At 47.4% G+C, this 23625-nt stretch carries 15 protein-coding genes and 1 pseudogene; 5 read left to right on the top strand and 11 right to left on the bottom strand.

Annotation, left to right across the window (positions count from 1 at the left end):
- Nucleotides 1-6: 6 nt before the first annotated feature.
- Nucleotides 7-645: a hypothetical protein gene (locus tag HDT28_02965; GenBank protein MBD5131542.1), complete on the bottom strand. Its 639-nt coding sequence runs from the start codon at nt 643-645 to the stop codon at nt 7-9.
- Between the two features lie 79 nt (nt 646-724).
- Here HDT28_02965 and HDT28_02960 point away from each other — a divergent pair, with 79 nt between their 5' ends.
- Both HDT28_02960 and HDT28_02955 read left to right on the top strand, forming a co-directional pair.
- Nucleotides 725-907, top strand: a complete 183-nt coding sequence (locus HDT28_02960) for a hypothetical protein (protein ID MBD5131541.1) — start codon at nt 725-727, stop codon at nt 905-907.
- A gap of 15 nt (nt 908-922) precedes the next feature.
- A complete protein-coding gene (locus HDT28_02955) occupies nt 923-1711 on the top strand; it encodes a spore coat protein (protein MBD5131540.1) in 789 nt (262 codons plus the stop codon).
- A gap of 60 nt (nt 1712-1771) precedes the next feature.
- Here HDT28_02955 and HDT28_02950 read toward each other — a convergent pair whose 3' ends face one another.
- The 9 genes from HDT28_02950 to HDT28_02910 form a co-directional block, all read right to left on the bottom strand.
- Entirely contained in the window at nt 1772-3196 is a 1425-nt protein-coding gene (locus HDT28_02950) for an ABC transporter ATP-binding protein (GenBank protein ID MBD5131539.1), read from the bottom strand.
- Nucleotides 3197-3248: 52 nt separating this feature from the next.
- A complete protein-coding gene (locus tag HDT28_02945) occupies nt 3249-3842 on the bottom strand; it encodes an energy-coupling factor transporter transmembrane protein EcfT (GenBank protein ID MBD5131538.1) in 594 nt (197 codons plus the stop codon).
- 83 nt (nt 3843-3925) lie between these two features.
- A complete protein-coding gene (locus HDT28_02940) occupies nt 3926-4684 on the bottom strand; it encodes a hypothetical protein (protein ID MBD5131537.1) in 759 nt (252 codons plus the stop codon).
- Nucleotides 4684-6378: an ABC transporter ATP-binding protein gene (locus HDT28_02935; GenBank protein MBD5131536.1), complete on the bottom strand. Its 1695-nt coding sequence runs from the start codon at nt 6376-6378 to the stop codon at nt 4684-4686. The genes HDT28_02940 and HDT28_02935 overlap by 1 nt, the downstream gene beginning before the upstream one ends.
- Nucleotides 6375-8093 carry an ABC transporter ATP-binding protein/permease gene (locus tag HDT28_02930; GenBank protein ID MBD5131535.1) on the bottom strand — a complete coding sequence of 573 codons (1719 nt, stop codon included), beginning with the start codon at nt 8091-8093 and terminating at the stop codon, nt 6375-6377. The genes HDT28_02935 and HDT28_02930 overlap by 4 nt, the downstream gene beginning before the upstream one ends.
- Before the next feature lie 72 nt (nt 8094-8165).
- Nucleotides 8166-8492 (bottom strand): hypothetical protein, encoded by a 327-nt coding sequence (locus HDT28_02925; GenBank protein MBD5131534.1) that lies wholly within the window; start codon nt 8490-8492, stop codon nt 8166-8168.
- A 4-nt stretch (nt 8493-8496) separates the two neighbouring features.
- Complete coding sequence (locus HDT28_02920) at nt 8497-8841, bottom strand: nitrous oxide-stimulated promoter family protein (GenBank protein ID MBD5131533.1); 345 nt, start codon at nt 8839-8841, stop codon at nt 8497-8499.
- A gap of 303 nt (nt 8842-9144) precedes the next feature.
- Nucleotides 9145-9687 carry an adenine phosphoribosyltransferase gene (locus HDT28_02915; protein ID MBD5131532.1) on the bottom strand — a complete coding sequence of 181 codons (543 nt, stop codon included), beginning with the start codon at nt 9685-9687 and terminating at the stop codon, nt 9145-9147.
- 24 nt (nt 9688-9711) lie between these two features.
- On the bottom strand, nt 9712-18243 hold the full coding sequence (locus tag HDT28_02910; protein ID MBD5131531.1) for an InlB B-repeat-containing protein: 8532 nt from the start codon (nt 18241-18243) through the stop codon (nt 9712-9714).
- 307 nt (nt 18244-18550) lie between these two features.
- Here HDT28_02910 and HDT28_02905 point away from each other — a divergent pair, with 307 nt between their 5' ends.
- The 3 genes from HDT28_02905 to HDT28_02895 all read left to right on the top strand — a co-directional run bounded on the left by HDT28_02905 (nt 18551) and on the right by HDT28_02895 (nt 21117).
- Nucleotides 18551-18955, top strand: coding sequence for a hypothetical protein (locus tag HDT28_02905; GenBank protein MBD5131530.1), 405 nt, complete (start codon nt 18551-18553; stop codon nt 18953-18955).
- A 66-nt stretch (nt 18956-19021) separates the two neighbouring features.
- Complete coding sequence (gene cysE, locus HDT28_02900) at nt 19022-19696, top strand: serine O-acetyltransferase (GenBank protein MBD5131529.1); 675 nt, start codon at nt 19022-19024, stop codon at nt 19694-19696.
- A 23-nt stretch (nt 19697-19719) separates the two neighbouring features.
- Nucleotides 19720-21117 carry a cysteine--tRNA ligase gene (locus HDT28_02895; protein MBD5131528.1) on the top strand — a complete coding sequence of 466 codons (1398 nt, stop codon included), beginning with the start codon at nt 19720-19722 and terminating at the stop codon, nt 21115-21117.
- A gap of 1330 nt (nt 21118-22447) precedes the next feature.
- On the opposite strand, the pseudogene HDT28_02890 reads toward HDT28_02895, so the two are convergent.
- Nucleotides 22448-23563 (bottom strand): annotated as a pseudogene (locus HDT28_02890) (ABC transporter ATP-binding protein).
- Between the last annotated feature and the right edge of the window lie 62 nt (nt 23564-23625).

Raw genomic sequence — 23625 nt, 5'->3', positions numbered from 1 at the left:
TAAAAACTAATCTTCGTAATAATCGTCGCCGCCGTCACCGTCGCACGCACCCTCGTCGCTCAAACGCGAAACTACGGCATTTATGCTATCCCATGAAAAGCCGCGACCAGCAAGAAAACGTTTAAGCTTTTGCTTATCGCCCGTGCGGTGCGATTTAAGGTACTTGCACGCAACGCCGTACGCGCCGTCGTTGCCGCCGTCCTCTAAAAGCTCTGATATGATTTCGGGCGCAATGCCCTTCTTTTTGAGCTCGGCTTGTAGCCTGAAACTACCGTACTTTTTGGACTTGGACTTAATATAACTCTCGGCATAGGCGCGGTCGTCTATATAATGATAGCCGTCAAGCTTGTCGAGCGTTTGCGAAACGACCTCGCGGTCGTAGCCCTTATCGCGCAGGTATTTTTCTATTTCCCCGCGCGCACGCGGCGCAAGCGACAAATACCCCACTGCGCGCTCGAACGCCGAGTTGAGCTCACTACTGACGGTCAGCTTTTTCAGCGCTTCGGGCGAAAGCTCGTCGCCTATCTTGATACGCGCCGAAGCGACGGCAATCTCGTCCAAACCGCAAACAAACTCGTTATCTATAAAAATATTGACGCGAGTCTTATTCCGCTTTTGCTTGGTTATGTCGGTAACTATTCCCATACGACCATTATACACCGTGAATAATAATAAATCAAGCAACACATATTAAGTTTACACGACAAAAAACAAAGGAGTTTTCATGACAACCAAAAGTCTTACCGAATTGAGCGAGCTTTGCCGCAGTGAGAGGCTTGCTTACAAGAAATGCTGCAACTACGTGTCCGAAACGACGAACGACGATCTTAAATGCGCGCTCGGCAACCTCGCCAACGGACATAAGCAACGCTACGAAGCGCTCGTGCGCTATCTCGAAAAGAACTAAGAAGGGGGATAATATATGGATACCAATAAGCCTTACGAAGAATACGACGGCAACCAAACGCCCGAGGAGTTCGCTAACGATTTTCTCGTAGAAACGAGCCCCGCGGCGATCGAGGAATTCCCCGCTATCCCTACCGAGTACGTCAATATGCCTAACGCCGAGTTCGGCAGAGAGTTCGGCGAACAGTTCGCACCCGAGGACGAACAGGTAGCGACGTTTGACGGATTTAATAATTTCGATAATCTGTACGTTACAAACAACAGCTACGACGACAGCGATTACGAAGTAGAAACCGCAGACGATCTCGCCTACGACGCGCAGTTAAGCAAGGAAGTCGGTTATAACGTTACCGAGAACGTCAACCCGAGCGAAGTACAGGCTTCCACGACCGACGAGCTTCATTCCACCCCTACCAAGGCGTGCGCCACCGAGCGTTGCAAGCTCGACGATTACGAGATAATATCGGACGTGCTCGGCTCGGAAAAACAGATAGTCAAGCTTTACTCTACCGCACTGTGCGAAGCGAGCGAGGAGATCTTCCGCAACGTAATACGCGAGAACCTCGACGAAGCCGCAGCCGATCAGTACAAGGCGTTCGAGTTTATGCAGAAGCGCGGAATGTACCCGACAGAACACGCGCAGGAAAACGATATTATCAAGGCGAAACAATCGTTCGGCCCGCTCTGCGGAAATAACTGCGAATGTAAAAACGGCTATTATCCCAATAATAACGGCTGCGAATGCAGTACCGACTGCGGTTGCGAAACAACCTGCTACTGCGGTACGGACTGTGATTGCGACTAATTATATTAAAAGTTTTAAGCAGTAAAAGCGGTATAGCAAAAATGCCATACCGCTTTTCGTTTACAATGAATTTCGATCGAAAAAGTATTTGTGTGCAAGTTCTTTACCGCCCTGCTCTTGTACTTCTCCATTGGCAATTATAACGGCTCTATCGCATAAAGCTTCTGCACAACGCATATCGTGAGTAATTGTTATCATAGTGTTTCCGCTCTTATCGTGCAACTCGTCCAAAATCTTTACAAGTTCGCAAAGTCCCTTATAGTCCTGCCCTACCGTCGGCTCGTCCAACAACAGAACTTTGGGATCGCCTGCGGCAACGGCGGCTATCGACACCCTGCGCTTCTGCCCTTCACTCAACGACTGCGGATGACGTTTTCTTAAATGCTCCAAGCCGAAAAGTTTTATCATTTCTTCGGCGTAGTTTTTGTTCACGGCATTAAACGCAATTTCCTGTTCCACCGTAGGCATAAACAGTTGGTAGTTGGGATTTTGGTAAACCACGCCAACACTCTTAAACCATTTCTTTCCCTTTTTACGCTTTCCGAACTTCGGATCGAGTGTTTGCTCGATGTTTCCGTTCGTCGGCTTATACAGCCTTGCGAGTAGCCTTAAAAGCGTAGTTTTACCGCAACCGTTCTCGCCGAGAAGAAGTAATCGTTCGCCAGAATATATATCGAAGTTTACGTCTTTAAGTATCTCTTTTTTCTTAACCGAAAAAGCAACGTGATTGACCGAGAACAACACCTTTCCCTTATCGTGGCTGTCGGAACTGTCCTCTATCGTAACGGTCTGTGAAAGCAAATATTCCTGCTTGTTCTCTACCTTTGTTACAACGCCTGCACGAATATTCCATACCGTGTCCACGAACGGCAAAACCATATCAAGCCTATGCTCTACGACCAAAACAGCGTAGCCTGCACCTGCAAGTGCGCGAAGCGTGTTCATCAGTTCGGTTGCACCCGCTATATCGAGATTGGCTAGCGGCTCATCGAGTATAAGTATCTTTTGTCCCATAGCAAGCGTGGACGCCGTTATAAGCCTTTGTTTTTGTCCGCCCGATAGTGTGCGCGTTTGCGCCATTTTGTCAATCCCCATAATCGCACAAACTCTGTCTATCTGCCCGCCTATCTTATCCGTGGGAATAGCAAAGTTCTCGCACCCGAACGCAATCTCGTCCTCTACGATTTTATGTATTATCTGACTGTCGGCGTTTTGCAATACAACGCCCACTTTCCTGCACGTTTGCGACAGCTTCTGTCCTGCGGTTGATTGACCGTCAACCAACACTTCGCCTGTAATCTTACCCGAAACGATATTCGGGATAATGCCCGACACGATAGATAAAAGCGTACTTTTGCCCTCGCCCGACAAACCCGACAACAATGCTACTTCGCCGTACTCTACGGAAAAGTCCACTTCATTCAATACCTTATCTGTAAAGCCGTCGTACGAAAAACTTACGCCCTTTAATTCTATCGCTTTCATAACACCACCCTTACTTCTTTTGTAAAAGAAGTAAGCAAGAAAACTTTAAGTATTACAGTACAACACATAATATTGTTCCGGTTATAAGACCTAACAAATACAACACGTCAAATATATTTACGACTTCCTTTTTATAAACCGTGTACTTCGACTTGCCGAGCGTAAAACCACGAGTTTCGATAGAAAGACTAAGTGTATCCGAAATATCCACAAGTCGCGTTACAAGCGGAATTAAAAACGCACGGTAAAAAATTTTTGGATTTAAGATACTGCCCGCACCTCTCGTTTTCATCGCTTCGCGCACACGCTTTATCTCTCCGCGCAACACGGGAACGAACGACATAGTAATAAGCATACCGAGTGTGATTGCTCTCGGTGTATGTAACTGCGAAAGATTGCGCGTCATCGCAACCGCCTGAATACTCATACCCGGCACAAGCGCAAGGAATACCGCACCGAAGCGGTTAGCCATTGCAAGCGCGGTATCTACGTTTTTACTTGCCGCATAATAGGCTATCAACGTGAAAATGCCGCCGACAATAATGAACACGGGCAACGCCTTTAAGCATTGTTTCCAACACCCGAATATGAGCAGCCAAACAAACGTACCCAACAAGAAGTACGAACATATTACCGACCTTGCCATAACGAGTCCGAACACCATAATTATAAGTGCCGACGCTATGGCAAAGAGCGGATATAGATTTCTTTTGTATCGAAAGAACGACATTACTTTAACTTACCTGCTTTCTTCAACTCTCTTGCAATAATCATACCGATAAGTGATCCGACAAAACAAACCGCTATAACGGCTATCGTTAAACCAATAATCACACCTGCATTACCACCGCCGATAAACATTGATACTGCGGCTTTTTCTTCTCCGCTGACGGTATAGAACACGTTGTAGTACATATACAAAAGCGGAATCGTCATAGGCATATACAACGTGCCTGCAACTACACACGCCCAATCACTCTTATAGCCACGGAAAATTAAAAGCGTTAATGCTTCGGAGGCGAGCGCACAGGCAATAAGTAGCACCATAGGCGGNAACATAAANACAAGGAAAATCGAGATAAATACCGACTGCANCAANAGCGCNAACGGCTTTCTGACTTTCATCATACCGATTACGGGAAACAGCGAAAACTGAATACCCAAACCGAGTTGTATNATACCGAACAGCGGCACNTTNACCAACAACGGCATTATNGCGCCCGTAACCAAAGTACAAGCCGTAATNATTGCAAGGAACACTATGTCCTTTATCATGTACTTCTTAAAAACCTTTTCTTTCTTGACCGCCGCATCATTCGACTGTATTGCTTCGGCTTCGGCTTTTGCCTGTTGCTCGGCTTGCTTTTCTTCTTCGTCTGAAAGCTGCACAAGTTCGAGTATCGCCTTTGCTCTTACTGTCTGTGCTTCATTATCATTATTCGATTCAGTCGTCGGTACTTCGTCCGATTGCTTCTTTTCTTCTTCCATTACGCCTTTACCTCCGCCATTTTACCGCCATCTACCCTGTAAATCCTATCTGCTATTGCCATAGTCGATTCACGGTGCGACACCAAAATAATGCTCTTTTTACTCTTTTGCTCTTTGAGCGCTTTTAAGATAATGCCTTCGTTTATGCTGTCCACGTTGCTCGTAGGCTCGTCTAAAAGGATGAGTTCGCTACCTTTCAGGAATGCTCTTGCAAGTCCTATTCTTTGCTTCTCGCCTGCCGAAAGATTATCGCCCAAGGCGCCGACCTGTGTTTTGTAACCGTCGGGCAAGGTCATTATAAAGTCGTGAACGGAAGCAAGACGACAAGCCGTTTCGAGTTCTTCCTGCATAGCCGTAGGATTTGCAATTCGCAAATTATCTTCTATCGTTTCGTCGAACAAGTACGTTGTCTGACTTACCATTGTTACGTTGTCTAAAAGGTTGTCCGAGTTCACACTATCAATGTCGATTCCGTTATAGGTAATCTCGCCGTTTCCCTTTTGCCAAAAGCGAAGTAACAGTTTCAGGAACGTAGACTTACCACAACCGCTCTCGCCGACAATGCCTATAATCTCGCCTTTCTCGGCGTGCATTTTTATGTCGTTCAACACTTCGGTTTGTCCGTCGTACGAGAAAGACAAATCGGTTACGTTCAGACTTTCGTATTCGATATTCTTTCCGTTCTTAACTTCCGTTACGGCAGGCTTTTCCGCAAGCAAGTTCAACACCCTGTCGCCGCTTGCAAAAGTCTGTGTAAGATTCCCCGGCAACGCCGATATCGCAATTACAGGGCCGAACGAGCCGAACACCGCTACTACACCAATTATCATCTTTCCGATAGTCAGCATATCGAAATACACAAGCACGATACCGACAACGAGCGTCGCGATTATAAACAGCGATACCGTCAATTCGGTTGCCGCCGCCGCACGCGTCGTGTTGTGCTTCATTTTCTTTGTTTCTTTTAAGAGCAGTTCAGACCTGCGGTTGACTTCCTTTTCGCGTTCCTCGCCTGCATTGTTCAGCACGATGTCTTTAATGCCTTTTATACTGTCAAGGAAGTACGCATTGAAAGAAGCGAACTCCGCGCGATACTTAACGCCGCTCTTCTTGAGTCTGCCCGAAGAAATCATAGGAACGACAATTCCTATCACAAAAAAGCCGACAACTGCTACGAGTGCAAGATACCAACTTGATACAAAGCCTACGAATAGGAACACCGCAGTAGATACCAATACCGCAATGCAAATCGGGGAAATGGTGTGCGCATAGAACACTTCGAGCGTTTCTATGTCGCTTGTTATCATTGCAATGATACTGCCCTTTTGCTTGCTTTCGAGTTTTGCAGGACACAACACCCGAAGTGCGCCGAATATCTTATCCCTTAAAACCGCCAACAGTTTGAACGCTATAAAGTGGTTGCTGTACTGTTCCAAATAGCGAAGTAGTCCGCGCAATACGCCACAGCCTACCGCAAGTCCTATTATCCAACCGTAAGACAGCGCAATCGCTTCGCCGAGCGCTTTCGCAACGCCCACCGCGCCGAATACGGTAACGCCCATAGCACAAATAAAACCGATACTGCCGTTTATGACGGCCAAAATCATTATGTATGCAAGACTGCCAAGCAAGAGAATAAGGCTTGCTATGATCTTCGCACCGCTTCTGCGTAACTTCTGCTTCTGCCCTTTCATAATGCGTAGCCCTCCTCTAACTGTTTTTGCGTGGTAAACAATTTCTCATAGCCGTGCTTATCGCTCATAAGCTCGGTATGCGCTCCACTCTCTTTGACTTCGCCGTTTTCCATAAAGTAAATGTTATCGGCAGGCACTACGTTGGCAAGGCGGTGAGATATAACGATGACGCTCTTATCCGCCGACAATGCTTTTATGTTCCGCATTATGATTGCTTCGCTCTCCACGTCGATATTGCTCGTCGCTTCGTCAAAAACATAGATGTCTTTATCCGCAACAAGATTTACGGCAAGCGCAAGTCTTTGTTTTTGTCCTCCCGAAATATTGTTAGCATCTTCGGTTATTACTTTATCAAGTCCGCCGTTCTCGCGTATAAACTCTGCAAGATTAACGGATTCGAGCGCGGCGTAGATTTGCTCGTCCGTCGCCGATCCGTTTGCAAGCACAAAGTTCTCACGCACGGTCTGATTGAAGATATAGGTGTTATAACTTACCACAGCCAAGTGCGAATAGTAACTGTCGCGGGATAAACTTTCGAGAGTTTTTCCGCCCACGGTAACGCTACCCTCTTTCGGGCGCAACGCACCAACAAGCATATTGACTACTGTACTCTTACCGCAACCGCTTTCGCCTACTATTGCCGTCATACCCTTTTCGGGGAAAGTCATATTGATACCTTTCAGCACGTCGCGTTTGCCATCATAAGAAAATGTTACGTTATCGAGTGTTATTGCTTTACCGCTTACTTCTTCCGTACCCCAAACAGGATCGGGTGTGTTAAGTAGCGATATAATCTTCTTACCTGCGCTTGCTCCGTTCATAGCAACGTGAAACGCCGAGCCGAACGCACGAAGCGGTAAGAAGAACTCAACCGCGACAAGCGCAAGGAACAGCGCGTATATAGGACTCAATCCCCAAAACGCCGCACCGCAAATTGCAAGGGCGATTCCCGCACCTGCGCCGCCGTATGCTACCAAGTCCATTATGGTCGTGCTTGCAAGCTGCATGACGAGAACTTTCATCGTTATTTTGCGGAACTCCTCCGCGCTCTCGTTCATCTTTTCGTGTTGCGCTCCGTCCGCCTTAAATATTTTAAGCTCTTTCAAACCTTGTACGCTGTCAAGGAACTTATCGCCCATCGAAGTGTACTTGCCCCAATACTTTGCAAATATCTTTTTAGCGTACTTCGATACCGCTATAATCGAAACGGGAATAAGCGGAACACAAGCCAATAGCACAAGAGCCGTGCGCCAATCTATCCATACGCAAATAATAAATAGGATTATAGGTGCAAGCATAGCAAAGAAAAACTGCGGCAAGTAACTTGAATAATACAAGTCGAGTTGCTCAACGCCTTCCATTGATACCTGCGTTAAGCCTGCCATACTCATACCGTCCGTAGACTTTACGCCGAGCTTAACGATTTTGTTATATGTTCTCTCGCGCAGATCCTTTTTGACCTTACGCCCAAGCACGTCCTTTATATCGCCCGTCAGTCTTGTCATCGTATAGCGAACGATAATACCTACAACTGCACCGATAGCCGGATACAAGTACATAAGTAGTTTGGCTTTCGTAATTGCAAGATAAATCGCCCAACAAATGCTTGCCGTGATGCCAACGTTGGCTATAAGTCCCAACACCTGCAAGGCAACTGCAACAAATACGTACTTTTTATTCTTGCCTATAAGTTTGAATAACTCTTTATCTATCAAGGTTGTCGCTCTCCTTCTTTAAGTTTCATATTGTGCTTGATTTCTATTTTCATGTGTCATAAACAGCGTAAACTACTTATTACAATTATTCAACAATTTATATAACAATTTCTCTAATTGGATTTTTTCTTCGTTTGAAAAACACGCCAATACATCCTCGCCTATTTCTCCGTGGCGAATAGCATGACCACAACTTTGTAAAAGTCCTAAAACCCCACTTAAAGTTTTGCGATGCGAGCGTGCGCTATGTTCATGTCCATGTCGGTGTTCACGGTCGCTTAAACGCTCATCGATGTGTTCGTCTTGCTCCAAACCCAAAGCACGTCTACCTCTACCGCATTTTAAATCGTCTATCGGACAACGATTTTCACACTGATTGCAATAGTTCTTATTACCCATAATTTTATTTCTCCTTTTTGAGTTGCTTTTTATACTTAATCATCTGAACGACGTGCGATATTGCAAATATCGGATGCGACGTTAACATACGCGGACCCGAATACTTCATTACCGCTTTTATCTTCTCGCGCATTTCAGGCTTATAGCAATGTATCTTACAAAACGAGCAAAATTTTTTGTTTACCTTAAACGGACACTTTTCAAGTCTGAATAACGCATACTCGGTAAGTTCCCGACACTCGGCACAAATTTCTTTGCCTTTCGTTTTATGCTTACCGTGGCAATATTTTCGTATCATTACGGGAATGAGCTTCTTTTCCTTTTTCCATGCTTTCAATTCGTTTCTCATAGTCGATTTACCGTTTCGTTAATACAGCTTTTGGGACAGTTAGCAATAACTAACCGCAACCTAAAAAAATTTAAACTTAGCATTGTTCATTGGTAAGCCATTGCTAACCAACGAACAAAATATAAACGGCTTTGGTTAGCCGCTGCTAACTACAATAATACTATATAAATATTTTTTTGTCAATCGATTTAAAGGTGCAAACAAAAAGTTTGTTCAATAAAAGGATAATTAAAGAACGGAAACCTATATTAAAAGTTTCCGTTCCTTTTTGACTCGTCATTATTCGGTTCTTTGATCGGGCATTTACAGCAATGGAATAGACGCGAGATACTCAACGTTTTTACGGTCCTTAGCATCGCCCTCGGCGAGAACGAACGCGCGGCAAACAACTTCCCCGCCCGCATTAGCGACCAGCTGTTCGAGCGCGGCGTTGGCTGCGCCTGTGCTTATAACGTCGTCGACGATAGCCACGCGCTTGTTCTTTATCAAATCGACGTCGTGCGCCGAAAGATACAAGTGCTGGACCTCACCGGTCGTTATTGTCTTGACCTCGACTTCGATACCGTCTTGCATATACAGCTTTTTGCTCTTACGCGCAACGGCGTACAGCTTTTGGCCCATTTCACGAGCAATACAATGTGCGAGCTGTAAGCCCTTGCTCTCCGCGGTGATGATCACGTCGGGCGAATATTTTTTAATTCGCTCGGTAAGGCATTTGCCGCAATGCTCGGTAAGCTCCACGTTGCCGTGAAGATTGAAAAAAGCGATACTGATTCCCGACGGCAACGGCAATACGGGCAAATCTTCCTTTCTTCCGCAAATATCTACTGTGTGAACTTTTCCCATATCGTTTTTCCTCTCGGTCCGGAACTAGATTTCGTCGCCCTCAGACGTAGTCTTAGCAGTTTTGCGGATAGAAACAACCGTATTCACACTGATTAAGGTCGTAGCCGATATGCTCCAATCGCCGTACGTATAGTCTTCGTCGTCGTTAATAACGGGCAACTCGCCAAGCGACGTGTCCTTATCCATGATCTTAACGGAATGAAGCGTACTGTTTCCACTCTCGTCGATTATGACGAACGTAACGGTGACCTGCTCTACCCAATTGGCGGTAAGCGTAGTAGTAGTCTCAATTTCGCCAGTTACCTTGCCGTTACTATCATACCAGCCGTCGAAACGATAGCCATTACGGACAGGCACCAAGTAATTATGAAGATTAAACTTTTCGCCTGCGTTAAGCGTTTGCGCATACGTTTCGCCGCCGTTGATAGTTCCGCCGTTAGCGTTGAGAGTTACGGTAAACGTTTGCGGAATAGCTTGCCAATGCGCGTAGAACGTAACGTTTTCCGTTACTGTCACGGCTTCGTTAATTTGGTTGCCGCCGCTTGCTTTCGTGAACCAGCCTATGAAGGTAAAGCCGTCTTTTGTAGGCGCGGTCGTCGAGTTGGGATCAAACGAGGCGTTGGCATTGACGGTATTCGGGATATCCGCAGTCGAATTATTGACTTTGCCGCCGTTAAGGCTGAGCGTGACGGTATAGCTCGTAGGAATCAATTCCCACTTTGCGAAAAGCTCTATATTTTTATCAACCGTTATTATTGACAAAGCGGCGGTCGTAGTTGCGGACGAAGTATACCAGCCCATAAACGTATATCCACTGCGTTCAGGTGTTGTCGCCATGTGGCGAGTAAACTCGCTGCCGGTATCAAACGTATCAGTATAGACTTTACTGCCTTTTCCGTCGTTTTCTCCTCCGTAGTTCGAGTAGAGTGTTACGGTGTAGGTCTTGACCCAATGCGCGTAAAGTTTATCGACGTTATCCTTAACGAGCGAGCTCTCAATAATCCTATCGCCGCCCGTTCTTGCCGTATACCAACCGTCGAAGCGGTATCCTGTGCGCTCTGGGGATTTGCTATCCAGACCTGTGTAGGTACTCCCTACAACAATACCCGTAAGCGAAGTATATACAGTATTATCGCTGCTGCTGTTATTTTGGTAAAGACTGATAGTTACCGTATCCGAGCCGTCGTCTCTGCTGAATTTGGCGAATAAGCTATGATTATTTGCATTCGTTACGATATCGTTGCCCTTTACTTGCTTATTATCGGATGTCTGCCAATACTGGAACTTATTAACCCAGCTTTTATCGGGTGCGGAGGGCAGCGTGCCGTATTGTTGACCGTACACGACCGTAACCGTAGCAAACACCGAATTGCCGTTATAAAGTGTTACCTTGTAGGAATTTGCAACCCAACGGGCAATCAAGTTATGCGCCGAATTATCGGTAACGATCGACGAAGCGGTCACATGTCTACCGTCTTCGGTATACCAGCCGTCAAACGTATAGCCGGTGCGCTCGATATCGACCAATTGACTGCCATACGCACTACCGTACGTTGCATTGAAGGACGTTACTTGGCTTCCGCCGTTGTCGTTGCCATAGCCGTTTTTGAGCGTTACGGTAACAGTTTCAGACTCCGTCCATTTCGCGGTAAGCGAAGCGCCGTCCTCGACTGTTTCGCTACCCGTAAGCATTTTGCCGTTGAGATACCAACCCTCGAATGTGAACCACTTGCGGTTGGGCGTGAACCAATTGGAATTATAGGTGCTTCCGCTCTTATATTTAACCGTTGTCGCCGTATTTTCGCCGTTTTGGTCATAGTCAAACGTTACGGTTACGGGTTGCACGAACGATACGGTTATTTGTTGCGTACGGTTCGTATCTTTGTAGTTGCCGCTTGTCATGGTATAGTCTACGATAATATCTGCACTTACCGTACTACCATTAACGGTTATAACCTTATTGGAAAGCGTCGAGCCATTATAGGTAATACTGTTGATCGTGAACGTATCCCAGCTCTTAACAAAATATCCTTCGCCGTCGTTGTAAAGCGGTCTGATCAAATTAGATAAGTCGCAGGAATAACTGCCGTCGAGCAAGGCATTGGTAATATTGCCGAGTCTGGGATCGGCTATGATAATCTCGCGAGTGGCAGTAACCGTTTTGCCGCTATGTACCGCGCCACCGATCGTTGCCGTAACGCTAATCTTTATCTTACCGCCCGCTGGTGCGCCATTATTAAGCTGCAAAGTGTAAGTATTGCCGGAATTGGTTAAATTGCAATTGATGCCTTGGTCGGGTTGAACGTTTGCGGCATAAGTTACACTATAATTATTCAAAGTTGCGGGAAGGGTGAAGTTGATCATCCCGCCTTCCGTTATCGAAGTGTTGGTAATTACCGTCGACAAGTCAAGTGTAGGCAATGCGACGCCCGTAACGTTCACGTTTATCTCTTGGGTGTAAATCAAGCCCGCATACGCGCCGTCGTTGACGGTCACTCTAACGACTACCTTGACCGAACCGTTATTTTCCACACTCTTAGCGGTAAGCGTTGCGGTTTTAGTCGAGTCGTTTACCGCAAGCGCGGCGTAATCGCCGCCCGATACGAGCGTATACTCTACAGTGTAAGCGCCGTTGAAGCCCGCGGCTTTATCGACCGACAGAGTAGCGGTAGGCAGCACAGAGCCCGCCGAAAGAGTAAGAGTGTTCTTATCCGAAGTTACATTGAACGCAGGCGCGGTTGCAGTAAGAGTAACCGTGCGCGTAGGCAGATACACGAAGTATTGATTATCTCCCGTGCCGACGGTGACCGTGCCGTATACAACGAGCGTCGTGGGCTTAGTTACGGTTATCGTCAAAACATTGTCGTTAAGCACCGTAGTAACGCCCTCGCCGTAAGCGTGAAGATCAAGCGTTGCACCGGTAGGCACGTTATTAACGGTATATGTGAACTTCTTGGATATATCGTCGATATTTTGAGTAGTATCTGCGTTTATCGCGCTGCCGTTATCGTATTTTAGCTCTGCCGTAACCGAACCGATATGAATGAAGTTATAAGTTTTAGATACAGTATCAACAACCTCTGTTTCGTTATACTTGGCGGTTACCGTCAAAGTGAACTCGCCTATATTGCTACCGTTCACTTCGATCTTGGCAACGCCCGAAGCATTGAATTGCTGAGTAATCTTTACTACGTTGTTAATAACGGAAAGCTCGTACTCAACGCCCGATACGACTTTTGTAAGTCTAACTGTATGCTCGTTATCGCCGCCGGTTAAGAAATGGTTTTGACTGTCAAGCGTAGTATTTGCGCCGCAAATCAAGTCGAAATCGGCGGTTATGCTGTCGCTGTTGACGGTTATATTGAATGCATTCAATTTCTCAAACGTGGTGCACTCAAACGCCAAGCCCGTTATACCGCTCGTCATTGTGAACGTTGCCTTGGCAGAAAATCTATACGTGCCGTTCGCGGGCGCGGGATCGTTAAGCGTAAGGGTCGTTTTATCTCCCGACACCGTAAAGCCCGCAGGCGCGGTGATTGCATATGCATATTCAAGACCGTAATACTTGTTACTAAGGCTATTGGTAAGCGTTATCGGTTGAGCGTCTGTTTTGTCAATCTCCGTTGCCGACGGCGTTACGACAAGATTGCCGATAGAACGGACTATTACGGTATATTCTTGGCTTTCGGCGTCGCCGACCTTAATTTTAATCTTAACGCCGTTTTCCGTCGTAGCGGTCGGAATAATCTTGGTGCCTTCTAATCTGAGAATACCGTTAGACGCGGTAGAAAGCGCGCGCTCGGTAAACATACTTCCGATATCTACACCATCGGTATCGAAGCTATTGGTAACCTTGATATACGAAGCCAAATCGATCGTGGTACGCACGTCGGCGCTGTTATAATACAACACGATTGCGCCGTTATCGGTTATGGCGGCGGGAAGATTATTAAGGGTTACGGTATTTTCGGAAGAAGGAACCGTATAGGTTACAACTACGTCTATGGTATAGGACTTTTTATCGGAGCTGCCGGTATAGGTCATACGGTAGCCGAACTGACCAGTACGAGCCTTCGGCGCAACGGTAAACATGCCGTTATTTTGATTGGCTACGCTCGCGGCGCCTGCGGCATCGTCGTAAACGGAATACGTTACGGTATACGTTTGACCGTCCTTACCGTTTACGATCGCCGCGGCAAGATTGAACGTGTTTTTGTCGGGCGTAACGGTAACCGAAGCATTATATTTTTTGTTTGCTTCCTCAGTAGTCACTTCTACGTCGGGATGATTTGCATCAAGCGTGATATACGTGGCGTTCGTCTTAACGGTTATTGCTTTTTCCGCCAGCTTCACGCCGCCCTTGCTGCTCACTACGACTTTATACGTTTTTTCCGTAATGATGGAATTCTTTGCGTAAACGATTACGTTTTGCGTATACTTATTCTCATTATTCTTTTCGTAAACGGCTCTGAGACCTTCCGCCGTTGTACCGTCGGCGTTCTGCACGGAAACGGTCAGCTCGTTATCGTTAGGGGTTACGCCGCCGTTTATAGTTACATGCAGTGTCGTCGAAGTCTCGGTTTCGCCCGCTTCTCCGCTCGTGAATACGACTACTTCGTCGGCATTATCGAATGTTACCTCGTAAACGACGATCGTTACGGTAATTTCGAAATTGACCGTGAACGTTGTAGTTGCGCCGTTGGTTTTATCTGTAAACGTAACGGTTATCGTCGCCTTATTAATCGGTTCGGTTATGCCGTTGTTCAGCGTAAAGCCGATAGAAGCGCCGTCCGCGTCGAATATGCCTTTGCTGACCGAAATGCCGGCATATGTGGCAGGACTGATCGTGCAGTCGAGCTTGCTCTCGGTTCTGTTATAATTCATTGCCGACAACAACGAAGCGAACGATAAATTGAACACCTTTTCTTTGGCGGAGCCGTCCGTGAAATCTGCCGCCGAAGCAACGTCAACCTTCCACTCGACGGTTGCGCTGTTAGTAGAGGTTGCGGTATGCGTGATTGCGCCGTCCTTAACGCTTACGGAAGCAAGCCCCGTATCGACGGAAGCGTTGCAGGTTGCTTTTTTCCAATTCGTACCGGCAGGCTGCTGCTGTTGATCTACCGAAATAACGCCGTTATCGGCTTCATCATAGTCGGATACAAGAGTTAAAATCAACGGGAATTTTTCAAACTCGCCTGTCGCATACACTTTATCGACGGACGAACTCGGAATTAAATTTTCTGCATTCGATTTCAGGAAATCGGGAAGCGTAACAACGACGGGCTCGAAATTGACGTAAGGATTATTACCCGCAGGAAGCTCCACATACGTAACCTTGACGTAAATTGTTTTGCTTTCCAAAGTGTCCTTATTGAATTTGCCGAACGACAATACAGTATCGGCGGCTATCGGAGTCGTGCAGTTTTCATCCGAGAACAAGCCAACGTAAGCTACTCCGCGCGATTTGTTTTGCGCACGAATGAGAAGGTTGCTGTTCGTTGCGCCCGCCGTAACGGCAAACGAATATAAATCGCCTGTCGTATTATTTTTTACCATAGGAACGGAGAGCTGGAAGCTGTAATATTGATTACCGGTAGAAGGCTTCTTTATATCGGAAATATATGTCTCGTTTATCCCGCTCGCAAGCGCTATCGTAGCGCGCTCTACCAAGTAATCGTTCTTATAGCGTTCTACGGGAATTTCAGTTCCGTCGCTATATTTTACAACGGATGTCGCGTAGAAATAAACCTTTGCGGCTTGGTTATAATCGTATTCCTTTGTGTTATTTACAATAAGGAGGGAGTCGTTAGCATAACCCGAGTTGGTGTAAACGGCAACCGAGTCCGCATTACGGGTGAAATTACAGGTTTGCACTACGGACGGAGCATGAGAAGGAGTTTTCGCGCTCTTGCCCGCGTAATAATCGGAGACATTCGCAGTAAATTCCGCATAAACCGTGGTGAAATTCTCGCTGAATTTCATACTCTTTTCGTAAAGGTCTACTGCAGGAGCAAGAATGGAGCCGTTGTACGTAAAGAACAATTCTTCATGTTTTTGTTCATTTTCTGTGTAAACGTAATAATAGTCCGCCGCACCGGTGCCGCCCGTTTTCTCTACGCGCTTGAATTTCCCACTATCACCGACCGCGCCGTAATATAATTCCATTTTTTCGAAAGTGTACGTCGTAGCCGTGCCCTGAGGATTGTAGGACCTATATACGTATCTTGTGCCGGAAACGCCGGCCGTTAAATTACTGTCGCAAGTAATTCTGTTTAACTTGTAACCGTAGTTAACGCCCTGGTCGGACATAGGCGCAAATCTATCCACGCCGTTTATAACGTAAATATCGAAAGTAAACGTACCTAAATCGCCACCGTCCATAGTAGTGACCTTTACGCTTACCGTGGCTTTTGAGGTGCTGATCGTGCTCGTGAAAACTATATTATCGCCGCTGACTACAACTACTCCGTTGGAGTTCTTTACGGGTTCCATCGTCGAGCTACGCAAAGAGCCTTTGGCATCGAGCGAAACCGTCTTTTTGCATTCGCCCTTAGCTGTAATAAGCTCGTAAACATTGAAAGGCAGGGGTTCGCCGTCCGCGTTTTGCTGAACGTGAATTACTGCGCCTTTACCGTTATCGAGGTATGTAATATCGCCCGGTAGATTATCCGAATCGGTAACTAAATTATGCGCCGCATCCTTACCTATTAAGGCGGCGTCCTTAGCCTGCGCGGTAATGGAAACGTTGACCTTTTTGCTCCACTGCGCGTCTCGATTATTGGTTGCCGCATCTTCGGCTGTAGAAAGCGTAGTTCCGAACTTAGTGAATTTTATGTCGGGTAACGCCGTATCTTCGGTAGTGTCGGCATTCGCATTTACAGCCACATATAAGCTAACTGTCGCAGTAAAGGCGGTCGCAGTAGACGAGGTAGAACCACCCGCAACGCGCACGATATCGACGTGACTCTTTTTGAGCTGAGTCCTGACGCCTTTTTTGAGCTTCTCTGCGAATTCTTTGTCGGTGCTTACCTCGAAAATATCATCGTCAAATTCGACCATGTAATCGAGGTTCATAAGTTTTTTGTCGATTACCGACGAGACGTCAGTATCGCCGGGCATGGTAAGCGTATACGCAACGGAATACAGCATTTTCTGATCGGGAACGACTGCTATTTTGCCGTTGTCGCCTACCTTGGTAGAACTGAGCGTACCATCGCTGTTGTACGGCTGAACCGAAAGCGTGCCGGTTTGATTGCCCGCCACAACGTTGTACATGATTTTTTGATTGGTTTTAACGCTGCCCGACGCACTGTCCTCGAACGTGAGCGTTCCGCTGCCCAAACCTCTTGTAACGAGGTTTACGGTAGTGGTGTTTTGCGCGGTTTGCCTGTCGGGGCGTATAATATCGTTACTGCTTGAAGTAACGTTGATATGACTTTGCCAATTCGTTTGGAAATCCTTCGTCTTGACGTCGTACTGTATGTTGATAGGATATATAAGAATATGATCGAATATATTGGTGTACGGTTCGTTGGAATACGGCAGCGTGAATGTACCGCTATTCATTTTAACGGTAGTGTTAGTAGGCTTGGAACCGCCGAACTCGGTGGTGAGCTTAGCGATATCAAGCTTGTTATCCGGCGTCAAATGCTTCTCGATAAACTCTTTATCGACTATCGCTTTATCGAAGAAATAAATATTCTCTATGTATTTGAGGTCTTCGCTCGACTGTACCGTTACGTTAAAGGTAAAGGTCTTGCCGGAGTTAACTGTAAGATTGATCGTGGTCGAGCCTTGTTTTACCGTCCTGAACGTTACCGACGCATAGGACGATCTGATAATAGACAAAACATTAGTATCACCCGAGGTCGCCGTGACGTCCGCTTCATCGTCGGTAAGCAATGCGTATTCGTTAATTAAGTCGTTATATTCGCCTTTTTGCTCAAATAGCATGGTGTACGACTTATTGTTATCGTTTACCGTATAATGCGGTACCGATAATTTATTGTCGGTAACGGTAGGCGCTCTGCTACTGTCCGTACCTTCGGCGTAATACTTAGTCGCGAACAAGTATTCGGTCTTTTGATCTACGACCTTGAACTTGATTTCTTTTACCTTTTCGCCTTTGGCGGCGGACCTCGCGATTATAGTAACTTCCTCGCCGTCGTGCCCTGCGTTGGGCGTGAACGAGAAAGACAGCGTATCTTCGCTTATCTGCGTATCGATAACAGCTTCGCGCGGCGAAACCTCCCACGCGATATTCTCGCTCGTACCGTTCTCGACGGACGCCTTCGCGCTGACGGTATACTTATTGCCTATCGAGGCGGTAAGCGTTTCGTTACCGTCTTCTCCCAATGATGAGAACAATGAATTGGTAGTTATGCTCACGTCGTTTACGACGGTGTTATCGCCTTCGGGAGCGGGCTTTAACAAGTACATAACCAAAAACGTAACGGCAAGAGCTACCGCTACGCCTACCGCAACCAACAGTATGATAAGCGTTGTTTTGGTTTTTTTAACCGGTGCAAGCTCGATTACTTCATCGGATATAGGCATAAAACACCTCGCTACGCGGACGGTACTTCCATCCACGTTATAATAGTACACATATATAATACACCAAAGCATCGCGTTTGTCAATAACATAAAGGCAAAAATATAGTTAAATTTAGCAGTCTACCCTCGACACTGCCAGCACTCTACAACGCGGATAAACAATAAATTTCAAGCGTTTATCGGCAAATAATCGTTTGAAAAATATAATTAATTTGCTTGGAAAAATATTTGACAATGATACATATAATATGATAGAATAACGGCAAAGCAACCGAGCTGTCATAAACCGTTTTATAGGAGATGAAAAATGCTGGCTGAACAAATACTCGCAATCAATGCCACCACTCGCAAGCTGTGCAAGAATTGCGATAACGGCGCTATTATTTCCCAAAAAATGCGACTTCTCTACCTTGTACGTAACGAGGTTTTATCGCCCAAAGAGCTTGTTAACGAGCTTTGCATTGCAAAACCCAATCTTACTATTCTAGCTCGTAACATGATAGCCGAAGGCTTAATCGAAAAAATGCGCGTGGAACGCGATATGCGGTCCGTGCATTACAAGATCACCGATAAGGGCGCGGAAGAGCTTAACAAAATGATCGCCGAGCTCGACAAGTCGTTATTGAACCAGCTTTCCTTAAACGAAAAAGAAGCGCTCAAAGGCGATAAAAAGCTCAAAGAAGCGTTAAATTTCCTTAACGGAGCTGAATAACCCCTTCCTATTCGGTTTTAACGCCCTTGCCTATTGGCTTGCGGCGTTTTGTTTTAGAGGTTGTCAATGAAAAAAATCGAGGCCTTTACAGCGATACGGCGCGATCTCGACGCCGCCGTAAAACACGATCCCGCCACACGTAATAAATTTGAGGCCGCGTTGTGCTGTTACGGATTTCATGCGCTCGTATTGTATCGATTTTTTCATTTTCTGCACATTCACAGATATTTCTTATTGGCGCGTATTCTTTCGGGGCTTGCCCGTTTCTTTACGGGCATAGAAATTCATCCCGGTGCTACGATCGGTCGAGGCGTATTCATAGATCACGGTGCGGGCGTGGTAATCGGAGAAACGGCAGTCGTCGGGAACAACGTAGTTATTTACCAAGGCGTTACTCTTGGCGGCACGGGCAAGGACAAGGGCAAGCGCCACCCCACCGTCGGCAATAACGTTATGATAAGCTCAGGCGCAAAGGTGCTCGGACCGTTCACTGTAGGCAACGGCGCAAAAATCGGCGCGGGCTCGGTAGTACTCCACGAGGTTCCGCCCAACGCGACTGTAGTCGGCGTTCCCGCGCGTATAGTGCGCATTGCGGGCAAGCGCGTGGAAGAGCTATGTGTTAACGATTTGTGTCAGGCCCTGCCCGATCCCGTAGAGGACGATATCGATAAGCTTAACGCGCGTATAACCGCACTCGAAAGTCAAGTTCTGGAACTTAAAAAACCGAATACAAACAATTAAACGGTTAATTTACGGAGAAGATAATGGATACTCTTTATTTTTATAACACGCTGACGCGCAAGAAGGAAAAGTTTGCGCCCATTGCCCCGCCCGAGGTCAAGACCTATTCGTGCGGGCCTACGGTGTACAACTACGCGCATATTGGCAATCTCCGCACGTATGTGTTCATGGACGAGCTGCGGCGCGTTTTGAAGTTTGCGGGATACAATACCAAGTCGGTTATGAACGTTACAGACGTCGGGCATCTCACTTCCGACGGCGACGACGGCGAGGACAAAATGCAGTCCGCGGCGCGCAAGCAGAATAAGTCGCCCGAGCAGATCGCAGCGTACTATTCGGAGATTTTCTTTAAAGACTTGGCGCGGCTGAATATTCTCACGCCCGAAATCATATCCAAGGCGACCGATAATATCGACGAGATGATAGATTTTGTCAAAACGCTCTGCGACATGGGATACGGCTACGAAACGGACGACGGGATATATTTCGATATTTCCAAGTTCGCGGACTACGGCAAGCTGTCGCGGTGCAATCTCGAAGACGCGCTCGCCGGCGCGCGAGTAGCCGTCAATACGCAAAAACGCCACCCCGCCGACTTTGCGCTGTGGAAGAAAGCAGAGCCCAACCATATTATGCAATGGAAATCGCCGTGGGGCATGGGCTATCCCGGCTGGCACATTGAATGCTCGACCATGAGCAAGAAGTTCCTCGGTGAACGGTTCGATATTCACACGGGCGGCGTCGATCATATTCCCATTCACCACGAAAACGAAATCGCACAGTCGGAAGCACTTGAAGGACATAAGGTAGTTAACTATTGGATGCACGGCGAGTTTATGCTCGTCGACGGTGGCAAAATGAGTAAGTCGCTCGGCAATGTGTATACTATCGACGATCTCATCGCACGAGGCTATTCCCCGCTCGCCTTCCGCTATTTCTGCCTAAACACGCATTACCGCAATAAGTTGAACTTCACGTTCGACGGGTTGTCGGGCGCAGCGACGGCGTACAATCGTTTACGCGGCGCGATTTCGGCGTGCGAGAACGCACCCAAAGCCGATGCGGAAACGGCAAGCAAGGTCAAGGCGCAACGCGCCGCGATCATTGCGGCGGTCTATGACGATCTTAACTTCCCGCTCGCGCTCGGCGAGCTGTGGACAATGGCTAAGCTGCCCGCGTGCCACGAGATCTACGACGCGGCGGCCGAGCTTAACGCCATACTCGGGCTTGATTTGCATACTCCGCTCGAACAATCCCCCGTCGACGATATTCCCGACGAGATCAAGGCGATAGCCGAAGAACGATTCAAAGCGCGGCAGAACAAGGACTGGGCTACGTCCGACAAACTGCGCAATGAGCTTGACGCGCGCGGATACGCTGTGCTCGACAGCAAAACCGGCTATGAATTGAAAAAGAAGTAGTTTTTCCCTTACTTCTTTTGAAAAAGAAGTTATTTCTCTACTTTCTTGTGAACAAGAAAGTAGCAAAGAAAACTTTTAGCTTATAAATGTACGGTATATTTGCCGTACTTTTTTATTTATACACAACAACAAACGCCCACTCAATTAGGAATGGGCGCAATTGTTTGCCTTACAGTATATTAACTTAAAGTTTTCTTACCTACTTCTTTTTCAAAAGAAGTAGGTTTCTTCGCTTTCTTCTTTTCAAAGGAGGAAGAAAGAATTATTTCTTCTTAGCGGTAGGACGCTTGACAGCGGGTTTCTTCGCCGCGGGCTTTTTAGCGGGTGCTTCTTCCGCGTCGGCAGTAGCCGCCTGCTCAGCCTTAGCGGGCTTAACGGGCTTTTTCGCCGCTTCTTCGAGCTCTTTCTCTTTCTGGCGCGCCGCAACGAGTTCTTTATAGCGCATAGCGCCCTCGTTGATAACGCCTTCCGTCTTGATAGCCTCGGCAACGGTATCGCTCTTGCCGATGATGACCGCGTGAGGATCGACCGCGAGCTTGATCTTATCGCCGGTGTTGTAGCCAGAGAAGTTGCGAATAATAGCCGTCAAATCGCCGTCGATGCCGGGTACCTCTACGGTAACGATAGCGTCTCTGCGGTACTCGTCAAGATGCTTGATGATACCGGTAAGAACCATCTTGGGCGTTTGTGCAATAACTTCCTTATCGATAGACATACCGCGAGCGAGAATATGCATAGGGCTGTCCGTTTCGACCGTTTTGAGATTGTCATACTTAGCCGTGACCTGCTTAGCGCCGCTAGCGTCGGTGGTAGCCTTGGAATTCTCGAACGCAAGCTTGTTCTTCGTGCCGTTCTCGGCGGTAAGCCTGTAGTTATATGTGCCGTTGACATTGGTAATCGTACCGACAGTGCTATTCGTGCCGACGGGACCGTCCGCAATCAAGCGCTCGCCGTCGATATTGAAGAGCTGGATCTCTTTCGGATCGATATACGCAGTGACTTTCTCGCCGCCCGTGAAGGGATCGTCGAGCCCACGCGACATGATAACATAATTTTTAACGCCGGGTACAGACAGATACACTGCTTTAAAGCGAGGATAGTTATCGAAGAACTCGGCAACACCCTCGATAGCGGCATAGCCTTCCTCGTTCTCCGCCTTGATAGCGGTGGGAGGAATACCGAGCGTAATGCGGTTGTTGATGACCGACTTATCGGTAATGCGCGCGAGCATTTCCTCGGGAAGCTTGATCTCGACGTCGCCGAACATGACGGTAAGCGCGCCGTCGTTGACAACCGCTTGCGCGGGTATAAGGTTATAATCGGGCACGCCCATAAGCGTGAACTCGGTCGTGGGATCGAAAAGGTGTACGTGCTCTGTAGCAAGATACATAGTGACCTTCTCGCCTTGGTTGAACGAGTAGCGTGCGTTTACACGCGCGATCGTGTAGTCTTCCTTGCCCTCTACGTTGAGGTACAGAATGGTCTCGTTACCGAGGTTCTCGATAACGTCGATAGTCGCGCTGATGACCGATTCGGGATGCGCATCGACAAGCGCCTGCTCGTAGTGAACGTCCTCGGGACGGATACCCAAAAGCACTTCGCTGCCGATTACGCTCTGATCGATAATACGCTTGGCGCGCGACTTCGGGATCATGACCTTATTTGTTTCGCCGATAAGCGCATAGAGTTCACCGTTCTCCTCAACAAGCTTCGCCTTGAATATGTTCATCTGCGGCGAACCGAGGAAGCACGCGACGAAAAGATTTGCGGGGTTATCGTAAAGCGTGGTAGGCGTATCAACCTGCTGAACGATACCGTCTTTCATAACGACGATACGCGTACCCATGGTCATAGCCTCGGTCTGGTCGTGCGTAACGTAAATAAACGTGGTCGCAAGCCTGTGGTGGAGCTTGGTGATCTCGGTACGCATCTGTACGCGGAGCTTGGCGTCAAGGTTCGAGAGCGGCTCGTCCAAAAGGAAAACCTTGGGCTCGCGAACGATAGCACGACCGAGCGCAACGCGCTGACGCTGACCGCCGGACAACGCCTTGGGTCTGCGGTTCAAAAGATGCTGAATGCCGAGTATGCTCGCCGCTTCCTGCACCCTTTCGTCTATCTCCTTAGCGGGTTTGTGACGAAGGCGAAGACCGAATGCCATATTGTCGTAAACGGTCATGTGCGGATAAAGCGCATAGTTCTGGAAAACCATCGCTATATCGCGGTCCTTGGGCTCGACGTCGTTTACAAGACGGTCCTCGATACGTAGTTCACCGGACGAAATGTCCTCGAGACCGGCTATCATACGCAAGGTGGTCGACTTACCGCAACCGGACGGACCTACGAAAACGATAAATTCCTTATCGTCTATTTCGAGGTTGAAGTCGCTGACAGCGCGAACGCCGCCGCTATACACCTTGTAGATGTGTTTGAGTGAAAGGCTTGCCATAATTTTCTCCTTATTCTATTGTTTTTTTATTACATTATTATTATACAACTCGTCCGTTACGA

Source organism: Clostridiales bacterium (assembly GCA_014799665.1).
In the GTDB taxonomy this organism is placed as follows: Bacteria; Bacillota; Clostridia; order Christensenellales; family Pumilibacteraceae; genus Anaerocaecibacter.
Note: the sequence above shows the minus strand (reverse complement) of the source record. Positions and strands in the feature narration are given on the sequence as shown.

What these genes read in the sequence shown, in the direction of transcription:
- HDT28_02965 (MBD5131542.1), bottom strand. Translation starts at nt 645, where the DNA reads ATGGGAATAGTTACCGACATAACCAAGCAAAAGCGGAATAAGACTCGC.
- HDT28_02960 (MBD5131541.1), top strand. Translation starts at nt 725, where the DNA reads ATGACAACCAAAAGTCTTACCGAATTGAGCGAGCTTTGCCGCAGTGAG.
- HDT28_02955 (MBD5131540.1), top strand. Translation starts at nt 923, where the DNA reads ATGGATACCAATAAGCCTTACGAAGAATACGACGGCAACCAAACGCCC.
- HDT28_02950 (MBD5131539.1), bottom strand. Translation starts at nt 3,196, where the DNA reads ATGAAAGCGATAGAATTAAAGGGCGTAAGTTTTTCGTACGACGGCTTT.
- HDT28_02945 (MBD5131538.1), bottom strand. Translation starts at nt 3,842, where the DNA reads ATGGCAAGGTCGGTAATATGTTCGTACTTCTTGTTGGGTACGTTTGTT.
- HDT28_02935 (MBD5131536.1), bottom strand. Translation starts at nt 6,378, where the DNA reads ATGAAAGGGCAGAAGCAGAAGTTACGCAGAAGCGGTGCGAAGATCATA.
- HDT28_02925 (MBD5131534.1), bottom strand. Translation starts at nt 8,492, where the DNA reads ATGGGTAATAAGAACTATTGCAATCAGTGTGAAAATCGTTGTCCGATA.
- HDT28_02920 (MBD5131533.1), bottom strand. Translation starts at nt 8,841, where the DNA reads ATGAGAAACGAATTGAAAGCATGGAAAAAGGAAAAGAAGCTCATTCCC.
- HDT28_02915 (MBD5131532.1), bottom strand. Translation starts at nt 9,687, where the DNA reads ATGGGAAAAGTTCACACAGTAGATATTTGCGGAAGAAAGGAAGATTTG.
- HDT28_02910 (MBD5131531.1), bottom strand. Translation starts at nt 18,243, where the DNA reads ATGCCTATATCCGATGAAGTAATCGAGCTTGCACCGGTTAAAAAAACC.
- HDT28_02905 (MBD5131530.1), top strand. Translation starts at nt 18,551, where the DNA reads ATGCTGGCTGAACAAATACTCGCAATCAATGCCACCACTCGCAAGCTG.
- cysE (MBD5131529.1), top strand. Translation starts at nt 19,022, where the DNA reads ATGAAAAAAATCGAGGCCTTTACAGCGATACGGCGCGATCTCGACGCC.
- HDT28_02895 (MBD5131528.1), top strand. Translation starts at nt 19,720, where the DNA reads ATGGATACTCTTTATTTTTATAACACGCTGACGCGCAAGAAGGAAAAG.